At 46.1% G+C, this 18,702-nt stretch carries 30 protein-coding genes; 28 read left to right on the top strand and 2 right to left on the bottom strand.

The window, feature by feature from the left end; all coding sequences use genetic code 11:
• Positions 1-20 precede the first annotated feature (20 nt).
• From ACMXYT_RS21585 to ACMXYT_RS21715, 27 genes are all read left to right on the top strand, one after another.
• Entirely contained in the window at positions 21-488 is a 468-nt protein-coding gene (locus ACMXYT_RS21585; protein WP_415912471.1) for a hypothetical protein, read from the top strand.
• A 70-nt stretch (positions 489-558) separates the two neighbouring features.
• Positions 559-930 (top strand): hypothetical protein, encoded by a 372-nt coding sequence (locus ACMXYT_RS21590; protein WP_415912472.1) that lies wholly within the window; start codon positions 559-561, stop codon positions 928-930.
• 127 nt (positions 931-1,057) lie between these two features.
• Complete coding sequence (locus ACMXYT_RS21595) at positions 1,058-1,744, top strand: hypothetical protein (protein WP_415912473.1); 687 nt, start codon at positions 1,058-1,060, stop codon at positions 1,742-1,744.
• Positions 1,745-1,838: 94 nt separating this feature from the next.
• The gene (locus ACMXYT_RS21600) at positions 1,839-2,198 is read left to right on the top strand and encodes a hypothetical protein (protein ID WP_415912474.1); all 360 of its coding nucleotides are present in this window, start codon (positions 1,839-1,841) and stop codon (positions 2,196-2,198) included.
• A 152-nt stretch (positions 2,199-2,350) separates the two neighbouring features.
• On the top strand, positions 2,351-2,728 hold the full coding sequence (locus tag ACMXYT_RS21605; protein WP_415912475.1) for a thioredoxin family protein: 378 nt from the start codon (positions 2,351-2,353) through the stop codon (positions 2,726-2,728).
• A 122-nt stretch (positions 2,729-2,850) separates the two neighbouring features.
• Positions 2,851-3,234, top strand: coding sequence for a hypothetical protein (locus ACMXYT_RS21610; RefSeq protein ID WP_415912476.1), 384 nt, complete (start codon positions 2,851-2,853; stop codon positions 3,232-3,234).
• A gap of 137 nt (positions 3,235-3,371) precedes the next feature.
• Positions 3,372-3,740 (top strand): hypothetical protein, encoded by a 369-nt coding sequence (locus ACMXYT_RS21615; RefSeq protein ID WP_415912477.1) that lies wholly within the window; start codon positions 3,372-3,374, stop codon positions 3,738-3,740.
• 72 nt (positions 3,741-3,812) lie between these two features.
• Entirely contained in the window at positions 3,813-4,241 is a 429-nt protein-coding gene (locus tag ACMXYT_RS21620) for a hypothetical protein (RefSeq protein WP_415912478.1), read from the top strand.
• Positions 4,242-6,046: 1,805 nt separating this feature from the next.
• Positions 6,047-6,529: a hypothetical protein gene (locus ACMXYT_RS21625; protein WP_415912479.1), complete on the top strand. Its 483-nt coding sequence runs from the start codon at positions 6,047-6,049 to the stop codon at positions 6,527-6,529.
• A gap of 572 nt (positions 6,530-7,101) precedes the next feature.
• On the top strand, positions 7,102-7,473 hold the full coding sequence (locus ACMXYT_RS21630; RefSeq protein WP_415912480.1) for a hypothetical protein: 372 nt from the start codon (positions 7,102-7,104) through the stop codon (positions 7,471-7,473).
• Positions 7,474-7,499: 26 nt separating this feature from the next.
• Positions 7,500-7,685, top strand: coding sequence for a hypothetical protein (locus ACMXYT_RS21635; protein ID WP_415912481.1), 186 nt, complete (start codon positions 7,500-7,502; stop codon positions 7,683-7,685).
• 80 nt (positions 7,686-7,765) lie between these two features.
• Positions 7,766-8,020, top strand: a complete 255-nt coding sequence (locus ACMXYT_RS21640) for a hypothetical protein (RefSeq protein WP_415912482.1) — start codon at positions 7,766-7,768, stop codon at positions 8,018-8,020.
• Positions 8,017-8,493: a hypothetical protein gene (locus ACMXYT_RS21645; protein WP_415912483.1), complete on the top strand. Its 477-nt coding sequence runs from the start codon at positions 8,017-8,019 to the stop codon at positions 8,491-8,493. The genes ACMXYT_RS21640 and ACMXYT_RS21645 overlap by 4 nt, the downstream gene beginning before the upstream one ends.
• A 565-nt stretch (positions 8,494-9,058) precedes the next feature.
• The gene (locus ACMXYT_RS21650) at positions 9,059-9,289 is read left to right on the top strand and encodes a hypothetical protein (RefSeq protein ID WP_415912484.1); all 231 of its coding nucleotides are present in this window, start codon (positions 9,059-9,061) and stop codon (positions 9,287-9,289) included.
• A 5-nt stretch (positions 9,290-9,294) separates the two neighbouring features.
• Positions 9,295-9,573 (top strand): hypothetical protein, encoded by a 279-nt coding sequence (locus ACMXYT_RS21655; RefSeq protein ID WP_415912485.1) that lies wholly within the window; start codon positions 9,295-9,297, stop codon positions 9,571-9,573.
• On the top strand, positions 9,516-9,914 hold the full coding sequence (locus tag ACMXYT_RS21660; RefSeq protein WP_415912486.1) for a hypothetical protein: 399 nt from the start codon (positions 9,516-9,518) through the stop codon (positions 9,912-9,914). The genes ACMXYT_RS21655 and ACMXYT_RS21660 overlap by 58 nt, the downstream gene beginning before the upstream one ends.
• Positions 9,915-9,945: 31 nt before the next feature.
• The gene (locus ACMXYT_RS21665) at positions 9,946-10,233 is read left to right on the top strand and encodes a hypothetical protein (RefSeq protein WP_415912487.1); all 288 of its coding nucleotides are present in this window, start codon (positions 9,946-9,948) and stop codon (positions 10,231-10,233) included.
• Positions 10,234-10,301: 68 nt separating this feature from the next.
• Positions 10,302-10,547, top strand: a complete 246-nt coding sequence (locus ACMXYT_RS21670) for a hypothetical protein (RefSeq protein WP_415912488.1) — start codon at positions 10,302-10,304, stop codon at positions 10,545-10,547.
• Between the two features lie 191 nt (positions 10,548-10,738).
• Positions 10,739-10,927: a hypothetical protein gene (locus tag ACMXYT_RS21675; protein ID WP_415912489.1), complete on the top strand. Its 189-nt coding sequence runs from the start codon at positions 10,739-10,741 to the stop codon at positions 10,925-10,927.
• Between the two features lie 60 nt (positions 10,928-10,987).
• Positions 10,988-11,275 carry a hypothetical protein gene (locus tag ACMXYT_RS21680; RefSeq protein ID WP_415912490.1) on the top strand — a complete coding sequence of 96 codons (288 nt, stop codon included), beginning with the start codon at positions 10,988-10,990 and terminating at the stop codon, positions 11,273-11,275.
• A gap of 45 nt (positions 11,276-11,320) precedes the next feature.
• A complete protein-coding gene (locus ACMXYT_RS21685; protein ID WP_415912491.1) occupies positions 11,321-11,653 on the top strand; it encodes a hypothetical protein in 333 nt (110 codons plus the stop codon).
• 27 nt (positions 11,654-11,680) lie between these two features.
• Positions 11,681-11,872, top strand: a complete 192-nt coding sequence (locus ACMXYT_RS21690; protein WP_415912492.1) for a hypothetical protein — start codon at positions 11,681-11,683, stop codon at positions 11,870-11,872.
• A 126-nt stretch (positions 11,873-11,998) separates the two neighbouring features.
• The gene (locus tag ACMXYT_RS21695) at positions 11,999-12,646 is read left to right on the top strand and encodes a hypothetical protein (protein ID WP_415912493.1); all 648 of its coding nucleotides are present in this window, start codon (positions 11,999-12,001) and stop codon (positions 12,644-12,646) included.
• 180 nt (positions 12,647-12,826) lie between these two features.
• Complete coding sequence (locus tag ACMXYT_RS21700; RefSeq protein ID WP_415912494.1) at positions 12,827-13,099, top strand: hypothetical protein; 273 nt, start codon at positions 12,827-12,829, stop codon at positions 13,097-13,099.
• Positions 13,100-13,120: 21 nt separating this feature from the next.
• Complete coding sequence (locus tag ACMXYT_RS21705) at positions 13,121-13,552, top strand: hypothetical protein (protein WP_415912495.1); 432 nt, start codon at positions 13,121-13,123, stop codon at positions 13,550-13,552.
• Positions 13,553-13,800: 248 nt separating this feature from the next.
• Positions 13,801-14,043, top strand: a complete 243-nt coding sequence (locus ACMXYT_RS21710) for a hypothetical protein (RefSeq protein WP_415912496.1) — start codon at positions 13,801-13,803, stop codon at positions 14,041-14,043.
• Entirely contained in the window at positions 14,036-14,455 is a 420-nt protein-coding gene (locus ACMXYT_RS21715; RefSeq protein ID WP_415912497.1) for a hypothetical protein, read from the top strand. Before ACMXYT_RS21710 ends, ACMXYT_RS21715 begins: the two co-directional genes overlap by 8 nt.
• Positions 14,456-14,934: 479 nt before the next feature.
• Here ACMXYT_RS21715 and ffh read toward each other — a convergent pair whose 3' ends face one another.
• A complete protein-coding gene (gene ffh / locus ACMXYT_RS21720; RefSeq protein WP_415912498.1) occupies positions 14,935-16,302 on the bottom strand; it encodes a signal recognition particle protein in 1,368 nt (455 codons plus the stop codon).
• A 394-nt stretch (positions 16,303-16,696) separates the two neighbouring features.
• Here ffh and ACMXYT_RS21725 point away from each other — a divergent pair, with 394 nt between their 5' ends.
• Positions 16,697-17,059, top strand: a complete 363-nt coding sequence (locus tag ACMXYT_RS21725; RefSeq protein ID WP_415912499.1) for a hypothetical protein — start codon at positions 16,697-16,699, stop codon at positions 17,057-17,059.
• Positions 17,060-17,263: 204 nt separating this feature from the next.
• Here the strand turns inward: ACMXYT_RS21725 and ACMXYT_RS21730 are convergent, their stop codons facing one another.
• Positions 17,264-17,878 carry a hypothetical protein gene (locus ACMXYT_RS21730; RefSeq protein WP_415912500.1) on the bottom strand — a complete coding sequence of 205 codons (615 nt, stop codon included), beginning with the start codon at positions 17,876-17,878 and terminating at the stop codon, positions 17,264-17,266.
• Positions 17,879-18,702 lie beyond the last annotated feature (824 nt).

The following is an 18,702-nucleotide window of genomic DNA, read 5'->3' on the forward strand; positions in this document are numbered from 1 at the left end:
AATAATATACAGGCCATACCATGAAACACTTGTTGCTATCGATAGAAAATCCTCAGAACCAAGACCGCCCTGTCATTAATACAGTGACGGCGTGCCTGAGCGATGATCAGATAGCACAAATTAAACGGCTGTCGAGCTATATCCTTGATAATGACTTACAGGCCATAGAGTTTAAAATTGATTCAGCGCTCTGCTCTAAACGTTCAATCGGGGAATATACCATTCCCCAATCCGGTGATATCCGCTATATCTACGAATCACTTTCGTATTCTGAGCTTGTCCTTGATGAAGTGGTGGTGCGGGTAAAGAGCGACTCGTTTTGCCTTATCTGTCGGCATGATTCATTTCTCGAGGCCTATAAAAAACACATTAAGTCAATGGATGTTGATATAGTTGAACTGCAGACCAACGATCTGCATGTTGCTCAACGACCTAAAGTGACATTTGTCGGCAAACTCCTCATGGAAGAACGAGAAGAGGCCAATTAATCTCCCTTTCTTATTGTCTTTTTTGTTTTTATCATTATAATATTACTTAGAGATGAGAGAGGAAGTGATAATGAAGAAATTTCTAAGTGCAATCAATACCCAGTATCAAAACAAGCGTGGCATGGATGTTGAAATTCAAGTCTCTGAAGGTTGTGCTGTAAAGGCATCAGTGTATGTCGACACGACTGAGAGTATTGTTCTGCGCGTACAGGTTGGTGATGATCGAGTGCTCGATGTTGCTGTTTGTGCGGCTGCATATGTGCAGGCTGAGGTCAGCTATAGCGATGATCTGTCGTACTGTTATTTGAAGTTTGGTGTATTCGAGGTGCACATTAAGCTTGAGTCTGAGGGTGTTGTGTTTGATGTCTGGGAGATCGATGGTGCAGACGGCGAGTGCATAGATACAGGTTACCTCTTCGATGAAGATCTCGAAGTCGCGTAGCGCTTCGCCAGTATCGCTTTTCTATTAAGGGTCCCATGGGCCCTTTTTTCATCTCAGCCTTATGTGATGCTTGCTTTTCTATATATATTCCTTATAATATTACTTAGAGATGAGAGAGGAATTAACCATGACGCAGACTACAGAATTCACTAAACAACTAATCGTTAACGCTTCGCTGAATCCATCCATTACACTGGATGAGATCTTGGCACATTTTGAAGACAAAGAGATTGCGCAGGCTGCATGGTATATTGCGGTTGAGTTGAGTCATACGTTCAATCTAACCACCCCTACTCATGAAGAGATTTTGGATAACCCTAAAGGGCAGATGAGGTCACTATGGGTCCTTTGGACTGGTGTGAAGCTTGCCCGCAAGCAGCAAGAGCAAGGGGTTCAGTTTAGTGAAGGTGTTAAACTAGCAGAGTGTTTAGCTGGTCTTCAGGCACCACCTCAGGGTCATACGCTGGAATTCTACCCACATCAGGCGCTGGGTTATCTTAGCAAACAAGACGCTTGGAATAATTTTGATCCAAAGCTTTTATCCCGTGTGATTCATAAAATTGAAGAGCTAGGAATCCGTAGTGATTTCGGTGAGAACAACCCCAACACGGGCTGTGAAATCATTACATGGGCTAATAACCGTGACTACTGGTACCTGCGCCTTGAGAAGTGTTGCGACCAGACAGTAGAAAGCATCCTCGCTCTAGATACAACAATCTACACAATCCTCAGAGAAGCCAAACCAGAGGTTATTCGTCTTGAGGGGATGCAAAAAGATGATAGACACGTTACTTATGTCCTTTGGTGGGATTAGGTAAAGGTTTTATAAATCATTTATCAATGAGATTACGCTAGTGAGGCTTGATCTCATTGATAACGTCTTTTTAAATTTTAAATAGGATCTAATAATGAGCGCAAAAGACAATGGAAGTATCCCTCACATCATTAATATTGTTTTAGCTATGGTGCTAAGTGCCTTTTGTACGGTGGGGGTGATGCTGATGACCAGTGATTTAATAGCACCTGATTCCGCACAGCCTACCTTGATGTCACTGCCTACGCTGCCCAAGTCCACCCCGGTTACTCAGGCAAAGGTCACGTGTGAGTCCGGCAAAACCTTTGTGTTTGACAACCCTGTGTATGAGGGTCGTGTGACTGTCATGAATGCTGAAAAGCCCCCGGCTTCTACTGAGATTGAGCTGCATACCATTACGCCTTCTAAATGTCAGCTTTGGTTGGTTCATGAATCGGCAAAAAGCCGCAGCTGAGGTAGGTTTTTATTAGATCCGCTGGCGCGGAGTGGGCGATCTTTGTCTCTCGCTCCATGTCTACATGTCTTAGTGATTTAGGCTTATTTATTTGACGGTTGGCTTAAAATCATTATAATAAGTATTAACGAAATTTGAGAAGAGAGCGTGACATGTCTGAAGTATTAAAGGTTAATCTGGATTCCCTTAAGGCAACTGCAGCTAATAATGATCGTGTGATTGTTAAGGTTAGCACTTCAAGCTGTGGTCCCTGCAAGATGTTGGCACCAATCTTTGACGGTCTGAATAGCGAGATCGAAGATGTGGTGTTCGCTTCCAATGTGATTGACATGGAAGAGGCCGCTCTGGAAGCGGGTGCAGATTCGGTTCGAACTGAGTACGGCGTTCAGAGCGTGCCTACCCTGCTGATGTTCGAGAATGGCGAGCTGGTGAACCGCCATACTGGCATGATGAACAAAGGCCAGCTGGAAGAGTTTATCGGCGTCGCAGCTCCGGAAGAAGCGGACATGGGTGATTTTGGCGACCTGTAAGTAGGTCTTCGCTTATTTTAAGAGCCCTGATGGTAAATAGCTATTTCAGGGCTTTTAGCTTAAAGCTTTTTGCGTATCGCACTTAATGATTAGGTTAATCAAAAAGAGTAAAGGATTGGGTGATGGAAAAAGTAACTCTTATGTCTGCGCGACATCATGTTTATGATGCGGCAATGTTGCTTAAAGCTGAGCTACAAGAGGCTGAGCTTGATATTTGCTCTATAGCAGATATCTCCATGGCCCTAGGCGCCTATACTGAAAAACTTATTTTTTCTGCTAACGAAGCGGATCAAATGCTAGGCACGTCCCTGAGAAATGCATTTACGAATCCTACTGGTAGCTTGCCTGAATCCGCGGAAGCATTGGACCAAGCATTTCTTGATTACCAGAAAACTGTAGAGCAAGCAGATCTTCTTTTCCAAGAAGCGTTTAAAAATCTTGCTCCCAGTGAGGTTGCTAGAATGAAGTCTACACTGGTGAAAATTCCAAATGCTAGCTGGATGTAGAGGTAACCTTGGATAAGCTGATAAAATTTTCAATACTTGATCCTGCTAATCCCGATCCTGTGGCGCAGTATCTTTTTTGTTTGGTGTGGTTGGCGATGGTTTCAGTTGGCCTCCTTTTTGTAGCATAGGTATAGAATATGTCTGAATCAAATTCAAACTTTACGGGTTGGGACTGCATCAAGCTTATTGCATTTGCAATCCTTTTGCTGGCGATGCTCTTGAGCATGAGCTACGCGTTATTTAGAGGGCCAGTTAACGATAATACTTCGGAGCCCTTAGGTGATGACTACATCCGCCTGCTTTCGATAACATGTGATCCGGGTGCAATCCCCTTGATTGAGGGAACGGTTTATTTGCATGAGGGTCAACATTTGCGCGCTATCGGTGATAGTACTGAATACCGCGTCCAGCTGCCTGTTCAACAAGAGCAGTCTGGTAGCTGTACACTAAGTGCAGTTCTGGGTGCGCCGATTAATTTTGATGCTCCTGAAGGAAATAAAGGCTAAATTTCGCTTGCTTTCCCAATAATTATTATTATAATAATTATTAAGAGTTGAGATGAGAGATGAGGTAAGGAAATGACTGACATTAATCAGGAAGCACAGAATGTTTACGCATGCAATGAGTCCGCTTTTTGGATTGCAGGCGATAAGGTACAGACAGGTCAGGTTGTTTCAGTTATTCGCCCGCGGAATTCATCTCAGGAGATGAAGTATAGAATGCTTCCTGAGGGTGTAGGTCACTCGGAAATGGAGCACTTGGATCTTCCTCTGATGCCGCAGTCTCAGCTGTTTGAGACATACAAAGAAGCCGTAATGGCGGATGTATCGGAGAAAGTGAAAGCGTCGGAAGTGGTTCATGTGGCGGACCGTCTAGAGATACTGATGGGTGAAGAGCCTGATTTTGATATGGCGTACAGTGTTTGCCTAGAAATCATGGAGTTAAATCCGGCTGTAGATATTGCATTCTATCCGGAGCGTGGCTGGGGTTACCAAGCGTTGATTTAGCCCAGCTGGCTGGTAAGGCGGATTTAGAAGGGCTGCTGAGCTCCAGATCCGGAATATGCCTCAGGTCGTGCGAGATGCTCGCTGGTTCTGATGGTCCGCGATGAAGTGAAAGGCCTGATGTGTCGAGTAGCAGCTGTCGCAGATATGAGACAAGTTATTATTACGGGCACGTGGTTTGGGTAGGTGATCAAATGCATCCCCGCAAATCACTGGAAGAGGCGGAAGCCTTTGTGGACAAGCTGGTGGATGGAGAGGCGCCCTCAGCTTAAGTTAACCCGGGAAAGTTTTCGGGACCTTGGATCTCCTCTCTCTCAAAAATCCAAGGTCCCGGACCAAATACAGTAAGGCACGCAAGTGCACAGAGCTCACGACAGCTGGCTGACTGGAGGAGAGGTCTCCTCAGCTAAGCAGAGCAAAAGTTTTCAGGATCTTGGCTTCCTCTCTCTCAAACAGCCAAGGTCCTGAACCAAACGCAGTAAGACCCGTCGTACGTGCAGCGACATCGATTTAAATGCACAGGCGACATGCTCGTGACCGCTGATTGACTGGAGGAGGGACTCCTCAATGCAGCAGAGCAACAGTTTTCGGGACCTTGGACCTTCCCTCTCTCTCAAAATCCAAGGTTCCGAGCCCAACATGGTACACGCACATAAGTGCACGCTCGACACGCAGGCTGGCCGGAAGAGAGGTTTCCTCAGCTAAGCAGAGCAAAGTTTTCAGGACCTTGGCCTCCTCTCTCTCAAATAGCCAAGGTTCTGAATCGAACACAGAAGTGACCGCCTGAAGCGTGGCGACATCGATTTAAACACGCATCCGGATGTTCACGAGACAGCTCGCTGAGAGCCTGAGAGGCGCCTTCAGCATAAAGAGCAAAAGTTTTCAGGAGCTTGGTTCCTCTCTCTCAAAACTCCAAGCTTCTGAGCCTAACAAAGCAGGCAGCCCTCGAGAGCAGCTGCCCGCTAAGCGGCTATACCAAGGCCTTGGGGCCTCTCTCACTCTTAAATCCCCAAGGTCTTGGTCCCTACTTTAGGGTACCGCAAAGCAGTTACGCTGAGGATCGGGCCTCTCTCACTCTCTCAACCCAGATCCTCAGCCCCTTTTAAGGCGTAAGCCTACCGGGCACGCCTAGGTCTTGGACCCCTCTCTCATACTCCAAGACCTAGGCACTTTATCTCGGGCTTACCCCCACCGGTCAAGCCAAGACCTTACCTCTCTCACTCTCATTAAGGTCTTGGCTCTCTTTCCCAAAAAGCACTCGACAAGCCTTGAATAATCAATTAAAAGCGTTATAGTATAGTTCTCAATACAGTGTGCTTTTCGAGTGACGTGCTCGGCCGTCGGTTAAAGTAGGGGCGACCGAAACAACGTTGGCTCGGTAGAATAGGGTTACTTCCTCCTTTTGGAGATTGTTGCAGGACTTAACCGTTGATAGTTCGGCATCGCGAACGCTATCTCGTAAGCGGGTGCGTCCCTCGAAAAGCATATTCGTTCGTGGCCTTAGTGATTGGAGTAACCATGGAACAATACAAAGGAAAATGTAAATGCAGTTGTGGAAAGCGCGCAAAATGGCGTGCCATTGATGGCAATCACTCACTGTACGCTTGCCATGATCACAAGTCCCGTCTCGAAGGACGCCACAAGCCCGATGACAATGAGCACATAACAGATGCGGACTGGCAAACATGGGGCAATCTTTAACCCCTCCCCTAACACTTAGAGATAGATCTCTAGCATGCCGAACGCTCCCTGTACGCATGGCAAATTACTTAAGCATCCCTGATATTTAAAAGAGAGAGGAGAATAGTATGCCTTATGTTTATGGCCCTAACGGAGAGCATAGAGGAGCGGTATCCAGTGTAAGCCCGCAACATCAGGCTATGGCTAGGGGTCTGGCGCCTATCATTGCCAATCTCATCTTTATAGCAATCTATGGTGTCCTTGCTTATTGGCTATGGGGTTTTCTAAGTGACTGGTCTTCTTTAGGTCAGCCCTATCGATACATCGCAGGGTTTTATTACCATATAGCGGTCGTGCCACTGTCCTATTTTGCCAACGTCTGGGATTACGGATCTGGGCTCACCCAGTATTCGAATCTTAATCTCATAATAGGTTCTGCCTTAGTGGTCTTGTATGGCGTGGGCTTATTGATGGTATTGGGCATGATCAATCAATTTTCAAAGTCACTGAAGTTGCAGAAGTTTATACCCTTAATTCTGATAGGCCCTCTCTTTGTTGCGGCTTTTTGGTATGCAGGCAGTTCAGTACTATCTTTTTTACTAAGCACTTAAGGAAGGTGTGTTCATGAAACTACTTCGTTTCCTAAATTCTAGCCTCATTGCTGCAGGTATTATCACGGTAATATGGGCTTTTGCATTTATCCTGCTTGATCACACTGAGGCAATTTCCCGGCTTGTCGACGAGCCTGATTTCTGGCTCTTAAACGTGCTCTATTTCATCCCATTAACCGCATTACTTAATTGGGATACTTCGATTTCAAGGCCCGCGTCCTGAAGATCAACCAACCCTCTTCTCCCAAAATCCACCAGCAGCCCCTGCCCGGGGTTGCGTCTTAATTAAATTACATTATAATATCAAAGCAATTAACCAGTGTACTTATCGAGAGGCATGGTCGGCTAAGGCGGAATCAATCTAAGTAGGGGTCGCCCAAACAGATTGTGGCTAAGTAGCTAGGCGGATGGATCAGCAAACCCGAAGCCAAGGGGCTGTGGGAATAAGTAGGCGTTCAAACTAACGAGGCTTGAATGCTGAAACGCCACAGTGTGAAACCAAGTAGCTGTAAAGCGGCCGTGTCGCGCGATAAGTGCATTGATAACAACTCAAATGACGTACGGAAGTGTAGATGAATCAAGAAGTTCAAGATTGTATTGAGCGCCTAAAATGGTTCTTCCCCAAGGCCTTTGTCTATAAAGACGAAGAGCTGATTGTTGAACCCAAGAATAATATCTATTTCTTCCTCAGTGGTATCGAAAATGAATTCGATTTCCGCTGCAAGGTCATCTCTTGGCTATCTCGCCCGGCCCATAAAGGCCTGAGTGATTGGTGGCATGTCCGTATCCGGAATGGTATGAACCGTTTCTTGGGTACCGAGTTCACCCCAGAAGAGATCAGCAGTATCTATACCTATGTTGGTTGCGGCGTGAACGATGAAAAGCTTCGTGCTTTTGTGAAGTCCAACTATGACCTAAGCATTCTTAAGAAATCAAAAACCTAACGCCGATCCGATCGGCTGGAGCTCCCATGGCAAAAGTAACTGTCGAATACCTTACACGCAAGAAACAAGTTATTGATTGGCCGGATGATGAAATGGAGGATTTCAATTACGAAAACCTTCAGTGCAATCTTGACCCGGACAAGGCCGTAGATACAGGCGCTGAATTTGAGATCTGCGAACTAAAAGTGAACGGCAAAGACCATTACTTCTAAGAGCCTGCGTGTCTTGAAGAACACGTTTTAACCCATTAACCCTATTCGCACGCTTCATGGTGTGTGAAGGACTCTAAAGCATGATACCCGCAAGCATTTTAAAAACCGTTCCAGATATTCTGGATCAGATTGAAGAAAAATTGTTTCAGGCAGCTATCGACAAAAAAGACAGCATCGGCCCCGTAGAGGTTCCCAAAGAGATTTCATACAAAATCCAAGAGGTTCTGGTGAAGAATGAGTATCGCGTTGGTATGGTAAATTCGAGCGAGAGTGACCTTACAACGCTCAGCATCACTATTCCTGAAGTTTCAAGGGGAGGTTCTCCAGTCCGATGAGCACTAACACCAAAACAACAGAACCGAACGCTGGTGACAACCTACTAATGCCTCGCGCACTCACGGCCGAGAATGGTGGAAAACACCTCATGATCGGCGAGTTTCAAGAAGTCGTGAAACTCGAATGCACCGCGTGCGACGGTGATGATGAAGATTGCGAGGTGTGCTCCGGGCACGGAACATTCACTTACCGAGTACCCGTGGGCTGGGATACCATCAAGGAAATCTACCAGAGAGCGGCTGATCACTTTGGTGTTGACCCATCCGCATTGCTTGCAGAGCTATCGGAACAAGCACAGCCTGCAGAGCCATCAGGCGAGGAAAAGCTTGAAGCCTTGAAAAATGATGCGCACGCCAAGCTGACCGATGCAGAACAAGCATGGCATGCCTATGCCTGTGAATGCGATATTGGGCCTGCCCGTGTCCGTGCCTTCGACACCTATGAAAACATTCGTGTTGCTTCGCGTCGCTGATAGGAAAATAACTATGCCTGAACAGACGACACGAATCAAAGACTTAGGGAGCTGTAGCCATGTACAACTATTTAATGAAAAGTGACGACGAGGTGCGACGTCCGGTCTCCTTCAAAAATCCCGTTAGCAAAGGGGATGAAGTTTACATGCAGAATCCTGAAGGCTTAGGCATCCGGGTGTATATTGTCCAGAAAGTAATGCATTTTGTTAATGGTAGCAGCACCATTATGTGCATGAGGATCAGGTAACCATGATGATCTATGCCTATCTAGCCTGCATCGTCGCAGGAACCGCGATCTTTGTTTATTGTCTTGGTCTACTGGTGGTACGCAGAAAGATGCTCAAAACCCATTCTGAGCTTATTGAGGCCGGGGTAGAGCCACGAGATACCCCGTCATGGTACCAGTCCATCTTTAAGAGGCCTTTTTAATGGATAAAGTAGCATCAATTATTCCGGGAGAGTGGCTCCTATTCGGCATGGTCGCACTCGCTATTATCGGGGCTGGCTTCATGATCTATGCAGAAAATAACTCAAGACTTAAATGATAACAAAGGGACAGGCAGTATGAGAGAGAACACAACAAACCCAGATTTAAACCCTCAGTTTGACCATATCGTTATTCCGGCCTCCAATTTAGATGTCCTGACCAATATGGGTCGTGAAGCGGGTCTGAAGTTACTGTCTAAACACGAACAGGCCGGTACCCTTTACGATTATGTCAAAGAGGTCGCGCCTAATTACATTTGTGGCTCAGAAGTGCATAAATTCCGCCTAATTGAAGCGTTGGGCTGGTAGAGATTATGAGTAAGTTTGATGAATTCTTCGCCCAGCCTCAGTGCTTCTCTGACGGCCGTTGGGTACTCAGTGGCAAAATCCCTAAGGCAGAAGCCGCTACCCTCCTCTCAGAGGCGCTCATGGAGGCAGGCGAGATTGATGAACCCCTCTCCCCTGAAGACCTTGAAACCAGTCGTGCACGTTATGGTTTTGCCCCTGAATATGTGGAAGAGATGCAAGGGGAGCTATGTTGGTACACCGGCGCCTCAGGCAAAGGCAGTCAGGAGGTCTGGGTCTATGGCTAATACCACCAGCAAGGGAGGCGCTTATGTCATTTGAATACATTGTTGAAGCCTATCAGGTACCGGCCTGCATCGGCCGCATAGTCAACGTAGACGGTCAGCCGGGCATTATTGCTGAGGACTGCGGGCACTATATTGGCGTCAACTTTGATTCAGACAAACCCGGGGTCATCAGCCGCTGCCATCCAACGTGGGAAGTTGAATACCTCGACATGGGTACCATCCGCCCACTGACACGATCCCAAGAGCGCTATAAGCGCTATTTAACCTACGGCGATGGCTTCGAAAGCTTTATCGATTTCTGCCGCTGGGATGCAGAGCCTGAGCACTCATGGAACACGTAACTTAATACACCTTACCTACATTGGATTTACTATGACGAATACTGCACACGTCACTGACAACACCTCCCCAAGCGATGTTGATTGCTTAGCAACGCTCATTAACGACATACAGGCCGACTTAGGCGCTATTCACACTGGCTTTCCCAAAATGGTGCCCTTTGACTCCTTTGATCTGACCCACTTCACCAAGCAAGAGTCCGGCTACCATGAAGTTGAGTATGAATATGTTGTACAACACGGGGATGACGAACATGGCTACTACGGCACACTCGCGATCCCATTTGGTACCTATTTGATCGTGTTTGATTTTAACGGTTAAAGACCCATTAATCCTTGCTTGTTTTTTTATTTTCATTATAATTAATAATGTTGATTTGAGAGAGCAATGTGCAATTTATGTACGTAGGTCAGAAAACCAAAACCGAAGCATCCTATCAGATTCATGAATATGAAGACGGTACCTGTTCGGCTAAAACCACTACCCAGTGGAGCCGGTTGATTAAGAAGGCTGACCTGCGCACCTACTATCGCAACGGCGAGATCTATACGCAGTCCAAGCTCAGAGCATGGGGCAAGAAATACGGCCTCAAAATCCCTGAGTCTGATATCAGTCGACTTCCAAAATCCGTCTAAACCACGCAGGTACTGAATATGCCGTTAGAAGTTAAAGATCAGTATCTGCAGATCGGATGCCCTGATTGTGGCGCGCTACACCGTCACATTCGATCCGACTTTGATGCTATGACGTGCTACCGCTGTGATACAGATTTCACCCCATTGGAAGCGCGCAAAGATGACGCGCATCTAAAGCAGGAGACTACCCCATGCCAGAGCAATCCAAGTTCCAAGTCGGAGATTCCATCAAGCAGTGCAGCACCGACCAGCTTAAGCGTCTCTGGGATGAATGGGATAAATACATGGATGATGAATGCAATAGTCCGCTACCCTTTCATTATGAAGATATTCACCTTGAGCTAAACCTTCGAGGTGAAGGCGAGCACTGTGCAGTGTAAACTGCGCCTCTGGATACAGAATCATTCACAGCAACTTCTAACTAATAGGTAAGTACAGTCATGACAGGGTTATATATTTCACTGGGCATTATCTTCGCAATCGCACTGGCTCTCTACATTGCCAATCTAAAAGATGTTTATTTCGCATTAGGTCAGGCTGTTGCGATGAAACATCACGCTGATGCTAAGATTACCTATGATCAGCATGGCGGGGTTCGGATTGAATTCCCTAATGGCTTCAGCGAGAACTATTGTGGCCACTTAGGTTCAAGTGTCTTGAAGATACTTAAGAAGAAAGGAGTTGTGACCGACAAGGACTTCGCGCCCCTCGCTTCTGCAACTGATTAAGCCTTGTTGCGATAGGTGATTTCAATTAAGCCTCAGGTAGTGCATATGCCCACACAATACTACAAGATGAGACCAAGCGAATTAGATGACCTCTTGGAGTGTGCCAGAACGATAGAGGCTGTCGCGAATGCTGAGGATCTGGCGCGTGAATCACGACTGGGGCTAAAGGCAGTCAATAACGCTCTCAAACGCCATGTTAAGACACATGGCAATACTGATATTAAACAGGTTGATTTCTTTGTACTTACGGAGAAAGAGGTTAACTACCTTGCTGATTGTGCACACTCTGTAGAATCGCTGGCGCCAGACAACCTGTTGGCAAGTGAAGCACGCAGAGGTATCAAGGCCGTAGAGAACACAATGAAACGCAAGGTGTAAGCCTTACTAGATGCTAGGAGTATGGGAATGGCGACTTACAAGTCAGGTTCAAGAGACGCTGCAATCCAAAATATGGTGCGTTGCGCGATTCGCGATCAGCAGGCGCTCATTGAAGCCCATAGCCATTTAGATGACGCAGACTCACGAAGGGTCATAGCCGATGCCAAAGGCTGGATTCAGGACTTTAAACGACTTAGAGAAACATTGGTCGCCAAATGAGCACGAACTCACACCGCCAAGGTGACCATAGTGTGGATAATCATTAATCCGTACACCTTTGTTTATTCTTGCTATTTCTATAAATATTATTATAATATTTATTAAGAAATGAGAGAGGATTGAGAGATGACCAACACTTCCGCGCAGACCCCTTCTGAAATGGCTGTAAACTACGTTATTGTTATGCTGGATAACGGCTACATCACTATCAATGATGTAGTCATCAGTGAAGAAGTTTTCCAGACCGAGATGGTGCCTTATCGTTGGACTAACCGTGAAGGCCTGATCAAGAATATTCACCTAATGATGAGTGATGCGATCCGATCCGGTCGTAACAGCGATTACGCTCTTATGGATTCTGATGTGGATTATCTGAAAACGTTAAATTCCGATTACGTTTTCGTTCACAATTCAGACAACGAGTATGTTTCGTACTCCGATGATAAGGACACGTACCGCGAAATCTGCCAGAGCATCCTTGATGCCAATGCGCAGTTGGCTGACGTGGATCGTCTATCCGAAATTATCATTGGCACCGAGGTTGAGGTTGATGGTGAAACCTATAGCGTTTCCCTGAACTGGGAGTGCAACTATATGGGTGTTAATCTTGCTGAGTATCGCGCTCACCTTGAGCATGAAGGCCAGCAGCAAGCCGTGAAAGGAATTGCACAAGGTCTGTTAAATGGCGAACTGAAGTCTTACTCGATTGAGCATGACAACGGTGAAACCAATTATGATTTTGCGGGCCGCTGGGCATCTGCTCAAATCGTGTAATCGGATAGTTCCTCATAAAGGCCTGCAGCTTAGCAGGCCTTTATGATCAAGGTAAATGGGTAGCGTAACCTTCGTCGCAAGGGCTCTTGGCTTCGCTAAATAGCGCCAATTGGAAATAACCGCGTGCTGTTTACAGCATGCCTATAACTTAAAATAAAGATTCAGATCATCGGAGCGATTATGACATTAGATCCCCAGAAATTAGCAGAGTCACTTAAAGTAAAAAAAAGTGACTTCATTACGGTTGTTAAATGGCGCAATAGTGAGGACGAGAGCTATGTGGGTGACTGCCTCGAAGTGCTGGTGGTAGATGAAAACCTGCTTCGCGTAAAGGTTCATTGCGGCTTTAAGCCTGTAAGAACACTTAATTTGGATGAGGTGGAAATTCGACCCCTCTCCAAAGAATTTGTGGATTGCGTACTAAAGCACTGCGCCTCAAAAGCCTCAGATTAAGCAAAAGTGAAAACTGACATCATGAATATACAAAGACCTAAAATCACGCCAGAGATGATCCAGACCGCTGCTAAGCAGGTCGCCAACGCAGTCAAAGGTAATGTCGATGACATTGTTGACTGCTATTTCTACAGCATGGATGGCTTTGAGCTAGGAAAATCACTTGAGCGCCGTGGCTGGGATGTCGACGCCGAGATGATCTCCGAGCTGGATAATATGAATTACTTTGTAGGCACCGAGCATGAAAAGGCCTGCAGACAATATTTTGAAGAAAACAATATCCAACCTCCTTTCGCTGTCGGTGACAAGATCAAACAAGGCGAGATTACCGGTATTTGTGATTATTCTGCAGGTAAGTTCTTGGTACTTGAACCCGATCAAGTCCCTGAGTCGACACGCAGATTGCTGGTTAATTTTGAAGATGCCGTGGCTAAGCCGTCAGATTCTGCCTAGGGAAGCGCCAGTATGGATTACAAATATTTCATTAAGCTACTTTTGACCGTCACCGTGTCATTCTTAGTGATCTTTGTAATATTAGGCCTCGTAATACTAAGTGGCTGGTCGGGCGTTTATGCTGCTTACACTAGCCCTGATTTTTGGCGACTAACATACCCTATGCCTGCGCTAGTTACCCTTGCGGGCATTGTGGCCGCAACTGTCCTTATTTACTACGGCAAGAAAGACACAAGGGATTGCAAATCATGAACTACAAACGGCTCATTAAATCATTCCTGATCGCAACCTGTTTGACCTTATCGCTCTGCTTAATGCTTGCCCTGTTTGGACTGGGTGGCTTCACCGGTGTTTATAAGGCGGTAATTGATCCCAACTTTTGGTTATTTGCACGGCCGTTAACGCTCTTCGCTTTTCCGATTTACATCGTAATTATGACCGTTATTCTTTACATACCTACAACCAATAAAGAGGATGCAGCTCATGGATAATCCCGCAGACCCGAAGACCCTAGGCTCTTACGGCCTATGGAATAGCTGTGAGACGGATATCCCAGAGCATGGCCTTCCAGTACTGGTAAGACTGGGAAACGGCATGATGCGTACTGCGCGCCGTCACCAGAGCAGTGACTTCGACTACAAAGTGGATGGGTACCAAGACTTGAGACAACCAACCCACTGGATCGGACTAGACACGTTCCATGAGTGGAAAGAATGTGCGGATTACATTCCGGAATATGGTCTCCCGGTACTGGTCATGTTGGACAATGGCATTACCCGGGTTGCACGCCGTTACTATGATGGTGACCTCGACTACGAAGTGGCAGGCTGCCGTGGGCTGCAAACCCCTCTTCGTTGGACAAATCTACCTAATCAACCCATGTTGACGGAACAGGCCTCATGAACCAAAAGCGATTTATCCTTGCCCTGACTAAATCCTTTGTCATTGTGACATGCGTATTCTTTACCGTAGTATTCGCCATGATCGGGAGCTTGGGGCAATTTACATCGGTGATATCCGACGCCCTCTTTTGGTCTCTATTAGGCCCAGTACTGCCCTTTGCGTTGGGCTTCCCCACCCTATTCTTGGCAGGGATCACCTACCCCACTGATTAGGCACAGTTCGTCGGTAACGTGCAATATTAACGCAACCCTTACCGGATGCTAAAAAACCTTAGGTACTATACTCCAAACACACAAGCCGTTTTTAATAACCTAATCCATTATAAGCTATTGATATTATGAATATTTAGGGGTGATTTTAGGTGACGTGTATTTAACTGTATATCCCCAGCCCTTTAAACCCCATGCCCCATGAAAAGGCAATAGCAGCACCTGAACGGCGCTGCTTCATAACACTAAAGGCAATAAACCTAATTCGTGCTACAGGCGAGGTAAGCCGCCCATACCTCCCATGCCACCCATTCCGCGCATCATCTTCGCCATACCGCCTTTGCCGCTGAACTTTTTCATCATTTTTGACATCTGCTTATGCTGCTTAAGTACGCGGTTAACATCCTGCACCAGAGTGCCCGAACCCATCGCAATACGCTTTTTGCGGGAGCCAGAAATAATATCAGGTTTACGACGCTCCATCGGCGTCATTGAGTTAATGATCGCTTCCATCTGATGCATACCCTTCTCAGCCTTAGCAGCATCGGCCGCTTGCGCTAACTGCCCCATACCCGGCAGTTTATCCAGCATGCCCATCATGCCGCCCATATTCTTCATCTGCGAGATCTGATCGCGGAAATCTTCCAGATCAAAACCTTTACCTTTTTTGATCTTCTTAGCGAACTTCTCAGCTTTCTGCTTATCGATCTTCTGTTCAGCTTCTTCGATAAGAGAAAGGACATCACCCATACCCAAGATACGGGATGCAATACGATCAGGGTGGAACGGTTCTAAGGCATCGACCTTTTCACCTACACCCAAGAACTTAATCGGCTTACCGGTAATTTGACGCACAGAAAGCGCAGCACCACCACGGGCGTCACCATCTGTTTTTGTTAGAACCACACCGGTGAGCGGCAATACTTCATTAAACGCTTTGGCAGTATTCGCCGCATCCTGACCTGTCATCGCATCAACAACGAACAGGGTTTCGATAGGATTAACCGCTTCATGCAAACGTTTAATTTCACCCATCATATCTTCATCGACGTGCAAACGACCTGCAGTATCAAGAAGAACAACATCATGGTGCTGGATACGCGCATGGGCAATTGCAGCATTCGCGATATCAACTGGATCTTGTTCAGCCGTTGATGGGAAGAAATCTACCTGCACTTCACCCGCGAGTGTTTCTAGCTGTTTTATAGCGGCTGGACGATAGACGTCCGCAGAAACAACCAAAACCTTTTTCTTTTCACGCTCACGCAGGTGGCGACCAAGTTTAGCGACAGAGGTCGTTTTACCTGCTCCCTGAAGACCGGCCATCATCACAACAGCAGGGGGCGTAGCGGCTAGGTTTAGCTGCTCATTCGCCTCACCCATAACCTTGACCAGCTCTTCATTGACGATCTTAACAAAGACCTGACCCGGCGTCAGACTCTGGGTTACTTCGGTACCTACCGCGCGCTCTTTAACGCTGTTTACGAACTCTTTAACAACAGGCAACGCCACGTCTGCTTCAAGCAGCGCCATACGCACTTCACGCAATGTGCCCTTAATATTATCTTCTGTCAGTTTCGCCTGACCCGTGACTGAACGTAGCGTATGCGTAAGTCGTTCCGTTAAATTCTCAAACATGTCTTGCCCCACACCTCCTCTTTACCGACAGCCTTAATAGGCCCATTAAATAGAGGAAATCGATAAACTTTAAATTGATAGTTAAGGCAGTATACCGCACTCTAGCTATCCTTAGCATCCCTAACTCACCCTGCTAAAACACCACTTCAAAAGCACCTGTTATATACCAGTATAGACAGTGAATGATTTAATGAAAAAAATACGTAGCTTACTTGTTGATTTGAAAGGGTTTTAGTGCCATTCACCCTATTTATGCTTCTCACGAGATAGCATTCACTCTACTCTGACCCAGCCTGCCTCAAAAAATATGCAACAAATGATGCAGTACTTGATAATACTGCATAAATCCTTATAATAATTCACATAGCACTGAGATTTGAGAGAGGAACTCGCCATGACTACTGCAACCCTACGTGAATATGTTCGCCAGCGTGTAATGTTAACGTGCAAAGCGCTACGCAAAGCCCTAAAAAGTGCACCTGACTCCTTAGCGCTTAGAGATGAGCAGAATCAAAAAGACCGCTGGAAACGCAAAGGAGAAGCTGTCATGGCTGACTTGTATGTCAGTGAGGGTGGCTACGATCTGTACCTGATGTTCGATCACCACGTTGAGCAAAAAGAGTTGAGTAAGTGGGTAGAAGAGACCGACAAGGCCATTAGCCAAGAGATTGGCTGCAAGGTTAGCTGGTCAGGTGATACACGCGAATGTGTCGTTGTGCGCATTGAACTCAATCGAGAAGATGCAGAAGCTGCCTAACTTCGTAGTTCCAAGGATAAAGGTCACTCCCGGTTGGCCTTTTTTCGTTACGCGGATCTAATTTCAAGGAAGTACATATAAGTACTGTATTTTCCGCAGTGGAGGCAGAAGAGGATAAACAGACCTGCAACCCCACCCTAAGAGAATAAAACCCCGAAGCCCCCTAGCAACGGGGTTTCTTAATACCTATAGCACCACATCCGCCTAAGGTGCGCTTACATGCGTAACCTCAATATAGCCCGCATCAAGCAATAGCTGCTCATCAACCTCCGCCTTGGTGGATCGAATGTCATAGCGTGCCTTATCAATACTCTTCTGAGCAGAAGGCTCCATAGCACTCCCATGCGCTTCTGGGTGCTCCTGAAGGTAGAGCAAAGCATTCATAACCAAAGAGATGAACTTGTTCGCATCCTCTTGTCCGATCTCCGCTTCTGACTGCTCATCTAAGGCTGCGCCTTTAGCCCCGCATAGATCGCCAAAGGTTTTGCTTTCATCGCCCTGAAACAAATACAGCGCGCGTGGCGGTGCACTCGTATGTATTTCATCGGTACCCCACGCTTGGGGAATGACAAATAGGCCTAGCATCGGTGAGCCATCCGCGTCCTGCAGCTTCTCAACCAAGACCCCTTCGTAATCCGCAAAGGAATTTAGCCATACATCACCAAAGTGCAGATAGCAGCCCTCAGGCTTTAAGGAAGCCACTTTAGCATCATGGTTCTGCGCCTCATCCAGTTCAGCGGTAAGGGCTTGGTCAATATCAAAGATACGCTTTCCAGCGTTAATAAAAGCCGCCTGCATCTGAACGGAGAACGTTGCCAAGTAAGCACCCTGTTGATTGAGACCGCTTTCTATCAACAAAGAAAACAATGGCAAACAATTGAAAATAAACAAAAAATTAAATGAAACTATTAGGCAATATCTAATAACACCCTATGATACAGTCCATCTCATCTCACTATACCGCACAGATTGAACCCATAACCAAACCGACCACCAGCGAACCCACACATTCCATCAGGTTACCCCAGCACAAATCTGGTTAACAAAATCAAACTTTCAGACCACAGCACAAAACGCTACAAAACCAATCATAGTTTTATAGCATTATAAGACAGAGGTATTTTCTGTGGTATTATCACCATCTAACCTATTGATTTAAAAAAAATTGTGGCTTAATTAGCTCGAAATCCTGTTATCCGTGTTGCTCGTTGCCAGATAGCTTCTACCAACCACCACAATATGCCTGCTCAATGACGTAACCCACAAATCAACGACCAGTCAGCTCTCTCCAGCACAAAGACTGGCTAACGAAATCAAATCTACAAACCACAACATCAAACCTTACAAAACCGATCACAATCTTATGAGCCATATAAGACATAATCTCTTTCTAAGAGATTTTTCATCACCAACCTATTAATTTAAAAGAATTTCATCTTAATTAATTTGAAATATTATTATCCATGCTGTTCGTTGTTGGGTATGTGCTTATAGCTTCCACCCAAAATTTCGACCCATGAAATGACCCCAAAATCACCTTAAAAAACCTTGGTTTATCAATTTGACATACAAAGGCCCTTTTTAATCGTTATTAACAACGTTAACCCTCTGAAAAATAAAGATAGTTCTCTTATATAAGAGCA

It is taken from the genome of Neptuniibacter sp. QD37_11, from assembly GCF_047778105.1.
Classification (GTDB): Bacteria; Pseudomonadota; Gammaproteobacteria; order Pseudomonadales; family Balneatricaceae; genus Neptuniibacter.

Coding starts and splice junctions, on each gene's coding strand:
- ACMXYT_RS21585 (WP_415912471.1), top strand. CDS start 21: ATGAAACACTTGTTGCTATCGATAGAAAATCCTCAGAACCAAGACCGC.
- ACMXYT_RS21590 (WP_415912472.1), top strand. CDS start 559: ATGAAGAAATTTCTAAGTGCAATCAATACCCAGTATCAAAACAAGCGT.
- ACMXYT_RS21595 (WP_415912473.1), top strand. CDS start 1,058: ATGACGCAGACTACAGAATTCACTAAACAACTAATCGTTAACGCTTCG.
- ACMXYT_RS21600 (WP_415912474.1), top strand. CDS start 1,839: ATGAGCGCAAAAGACAATGGAAGTATCCCTCACATCATTAATATTGTT.
- ACMXYT_RS21605 (WP_415912475.1), top strand. CDS start 2,351: ATGTCTGAAGTATTAAAGGTTAATCTGGATTCCCTTAAGGCAACTGCA.
- ACMXYT_RS21610 (WP_415912476.1), top strand. CDS start 2,851: ATGGAAAAAGTAACTCTTATGTCTGCGCGACATCATGTTTATGATGCG.
- ACMXYT_RS21615 (WP_415912477.1), top strand. CDS start 3,372: ATGTCTGAATCAAATTCAAACTTTACGGGTTGGGACTGCATCAAGCTT.
- ACMXYT_RS21620 (WP_415912478.1), top strand. CDS start 3,813: ATGACTGACATTAATCAGGAAGCACAGAATGTTTACGCATGCAATGAG.
- ACMXYT_RS21625 (WP_415912479.1), top strand. CDS start 6,047: ATGCCTTATGTTTATGGCCCTAACGGAGAGCATAGAGGAGCGGTATCC.
- ACMXYT_RS21630 (WP_415912480.1), top strand. CDS start 7,102: ATGAATCAAGAAGTTCAAGATTGTATTGAGCGCCTAAAATGGTTCTTC.
- ACMXYT_RS21635 (WP_415912481.1), top strand. CDS start 7,500: ATGGCAAAAGTAACTGTCGAATACCTTACACGCAAGAAACAAGTTATT.
- ACMXYT_RS21640 (WP_415912482.1), top strand. CDS start 7,766: ATGATACCCGCAAGCATTTTAAAAACCGTTCCAGATATTCTGGATCAG.
- ACMXYT_RS21645 (WP_415912483.1), top strand. CDS start 8,017: ATGAGCACTAACACCAAAACAACAGAACCGAACGCTGGTGACAACCTA.
- ACMXYT_RS21650 (WP_415912484.1), top strand. CDS start 9,059: ATGAGAGAGAACACAACAAACCCAGATTTAAACCCTCAGTTTGACCAT.
- ACMXYT_RS21655 (WP_415912485.1), top strand. CDS start 9,295: ATGAGTAAGTTTGATGAATTCTTCGCCCAGCCTCAGTGCTTCTCTGAC.
- ACMXYT_RS21660 (WP_415912486.1), top strand. CDS start 9,516: ATGTTGGTACACCGGCGCCTCAGGCAAAGGCAGTCAGGAGGTCTGGGT.
- ACMXYT_RS21665 (WP_415912487.1), top strand. CDS start 9,946: ATGACGAATACTGCACACGTCACTGACAACACCTCCCCAAGCGATGTT.
- ACMXYT_RS21675 (WP_415912489.1), top strand. CDS start 10,739: ATGCCAGAGCAATCCAAGTTCCAAGTCGGAGATTCCATCAAGCAGTGC.
- ACMXYT_RS21680 (WP_415912490.1), top strand. CDS start 10,988: ATGACAGGGTTATATATTTCACTGGGCATTATCTTCGCAATCGCACTG.
- ACMXYT_RS21685 (WP_415912491.1), top strand. CDS start 11,321: ATGCCCACACAATACTACAAGATGAGACCAAGCGAATTAGATGACCTC.
- ACMXYT_RS21690 (WP_415912492.1), top strand. CDS start 11,681: ATGGCGACTTACAAGTCAGGTTCAAGAGACGCTGCAATCCAAAATATG.
- ACMXYT_RS21695 (WP_415912493.1), top strand. CDS start 11,999: ATGACCAACACTTCCGCGCAGACCCCTTCTGAAATGGCTGTAAACTAC.
- ACMXYT_RS21700 (WP_415912494.1), top strand. CDS start 12,827: ATGACATTAGATCCCCAGAAATTAGCAGAGTCACTTAAAGTAAAAAAA.
- ACMXYT_RS21705 (WP_415912495.1), top strand. CDS start 13,121: ATGAATATACAAAGACCTAAAATCACGCCAGAGATGATCCAGACCGCT.
- ACMXYT_RS21710 (WP_415912496.1), top strand. CDS start 13,801: ATGAACTACAAACGGCTCATTAAATCATTCCTGATCGCAACCTGTTTG.
- ACMXYT_RS21715 (WP_415912497.1), top strand. CDS start 14,036: ATGGATAATCCCGCAGACCCGAAGACCCTAGGCTCTTACGGCCTATGG.
- ffh (WP_415912498.1), bottom strand. CDS start 16,302: ATGTTTGAGAATTTAACGGAACGACTTACGCATACGCTACGTTCAGTC.
- ACMXYT_RS21725 (WP_415912499.1), top strand. CDS start 16,697: ATGACTACTGCAACCCTACGTGAATATGTTCGCCAGCGTGTAATGTTA.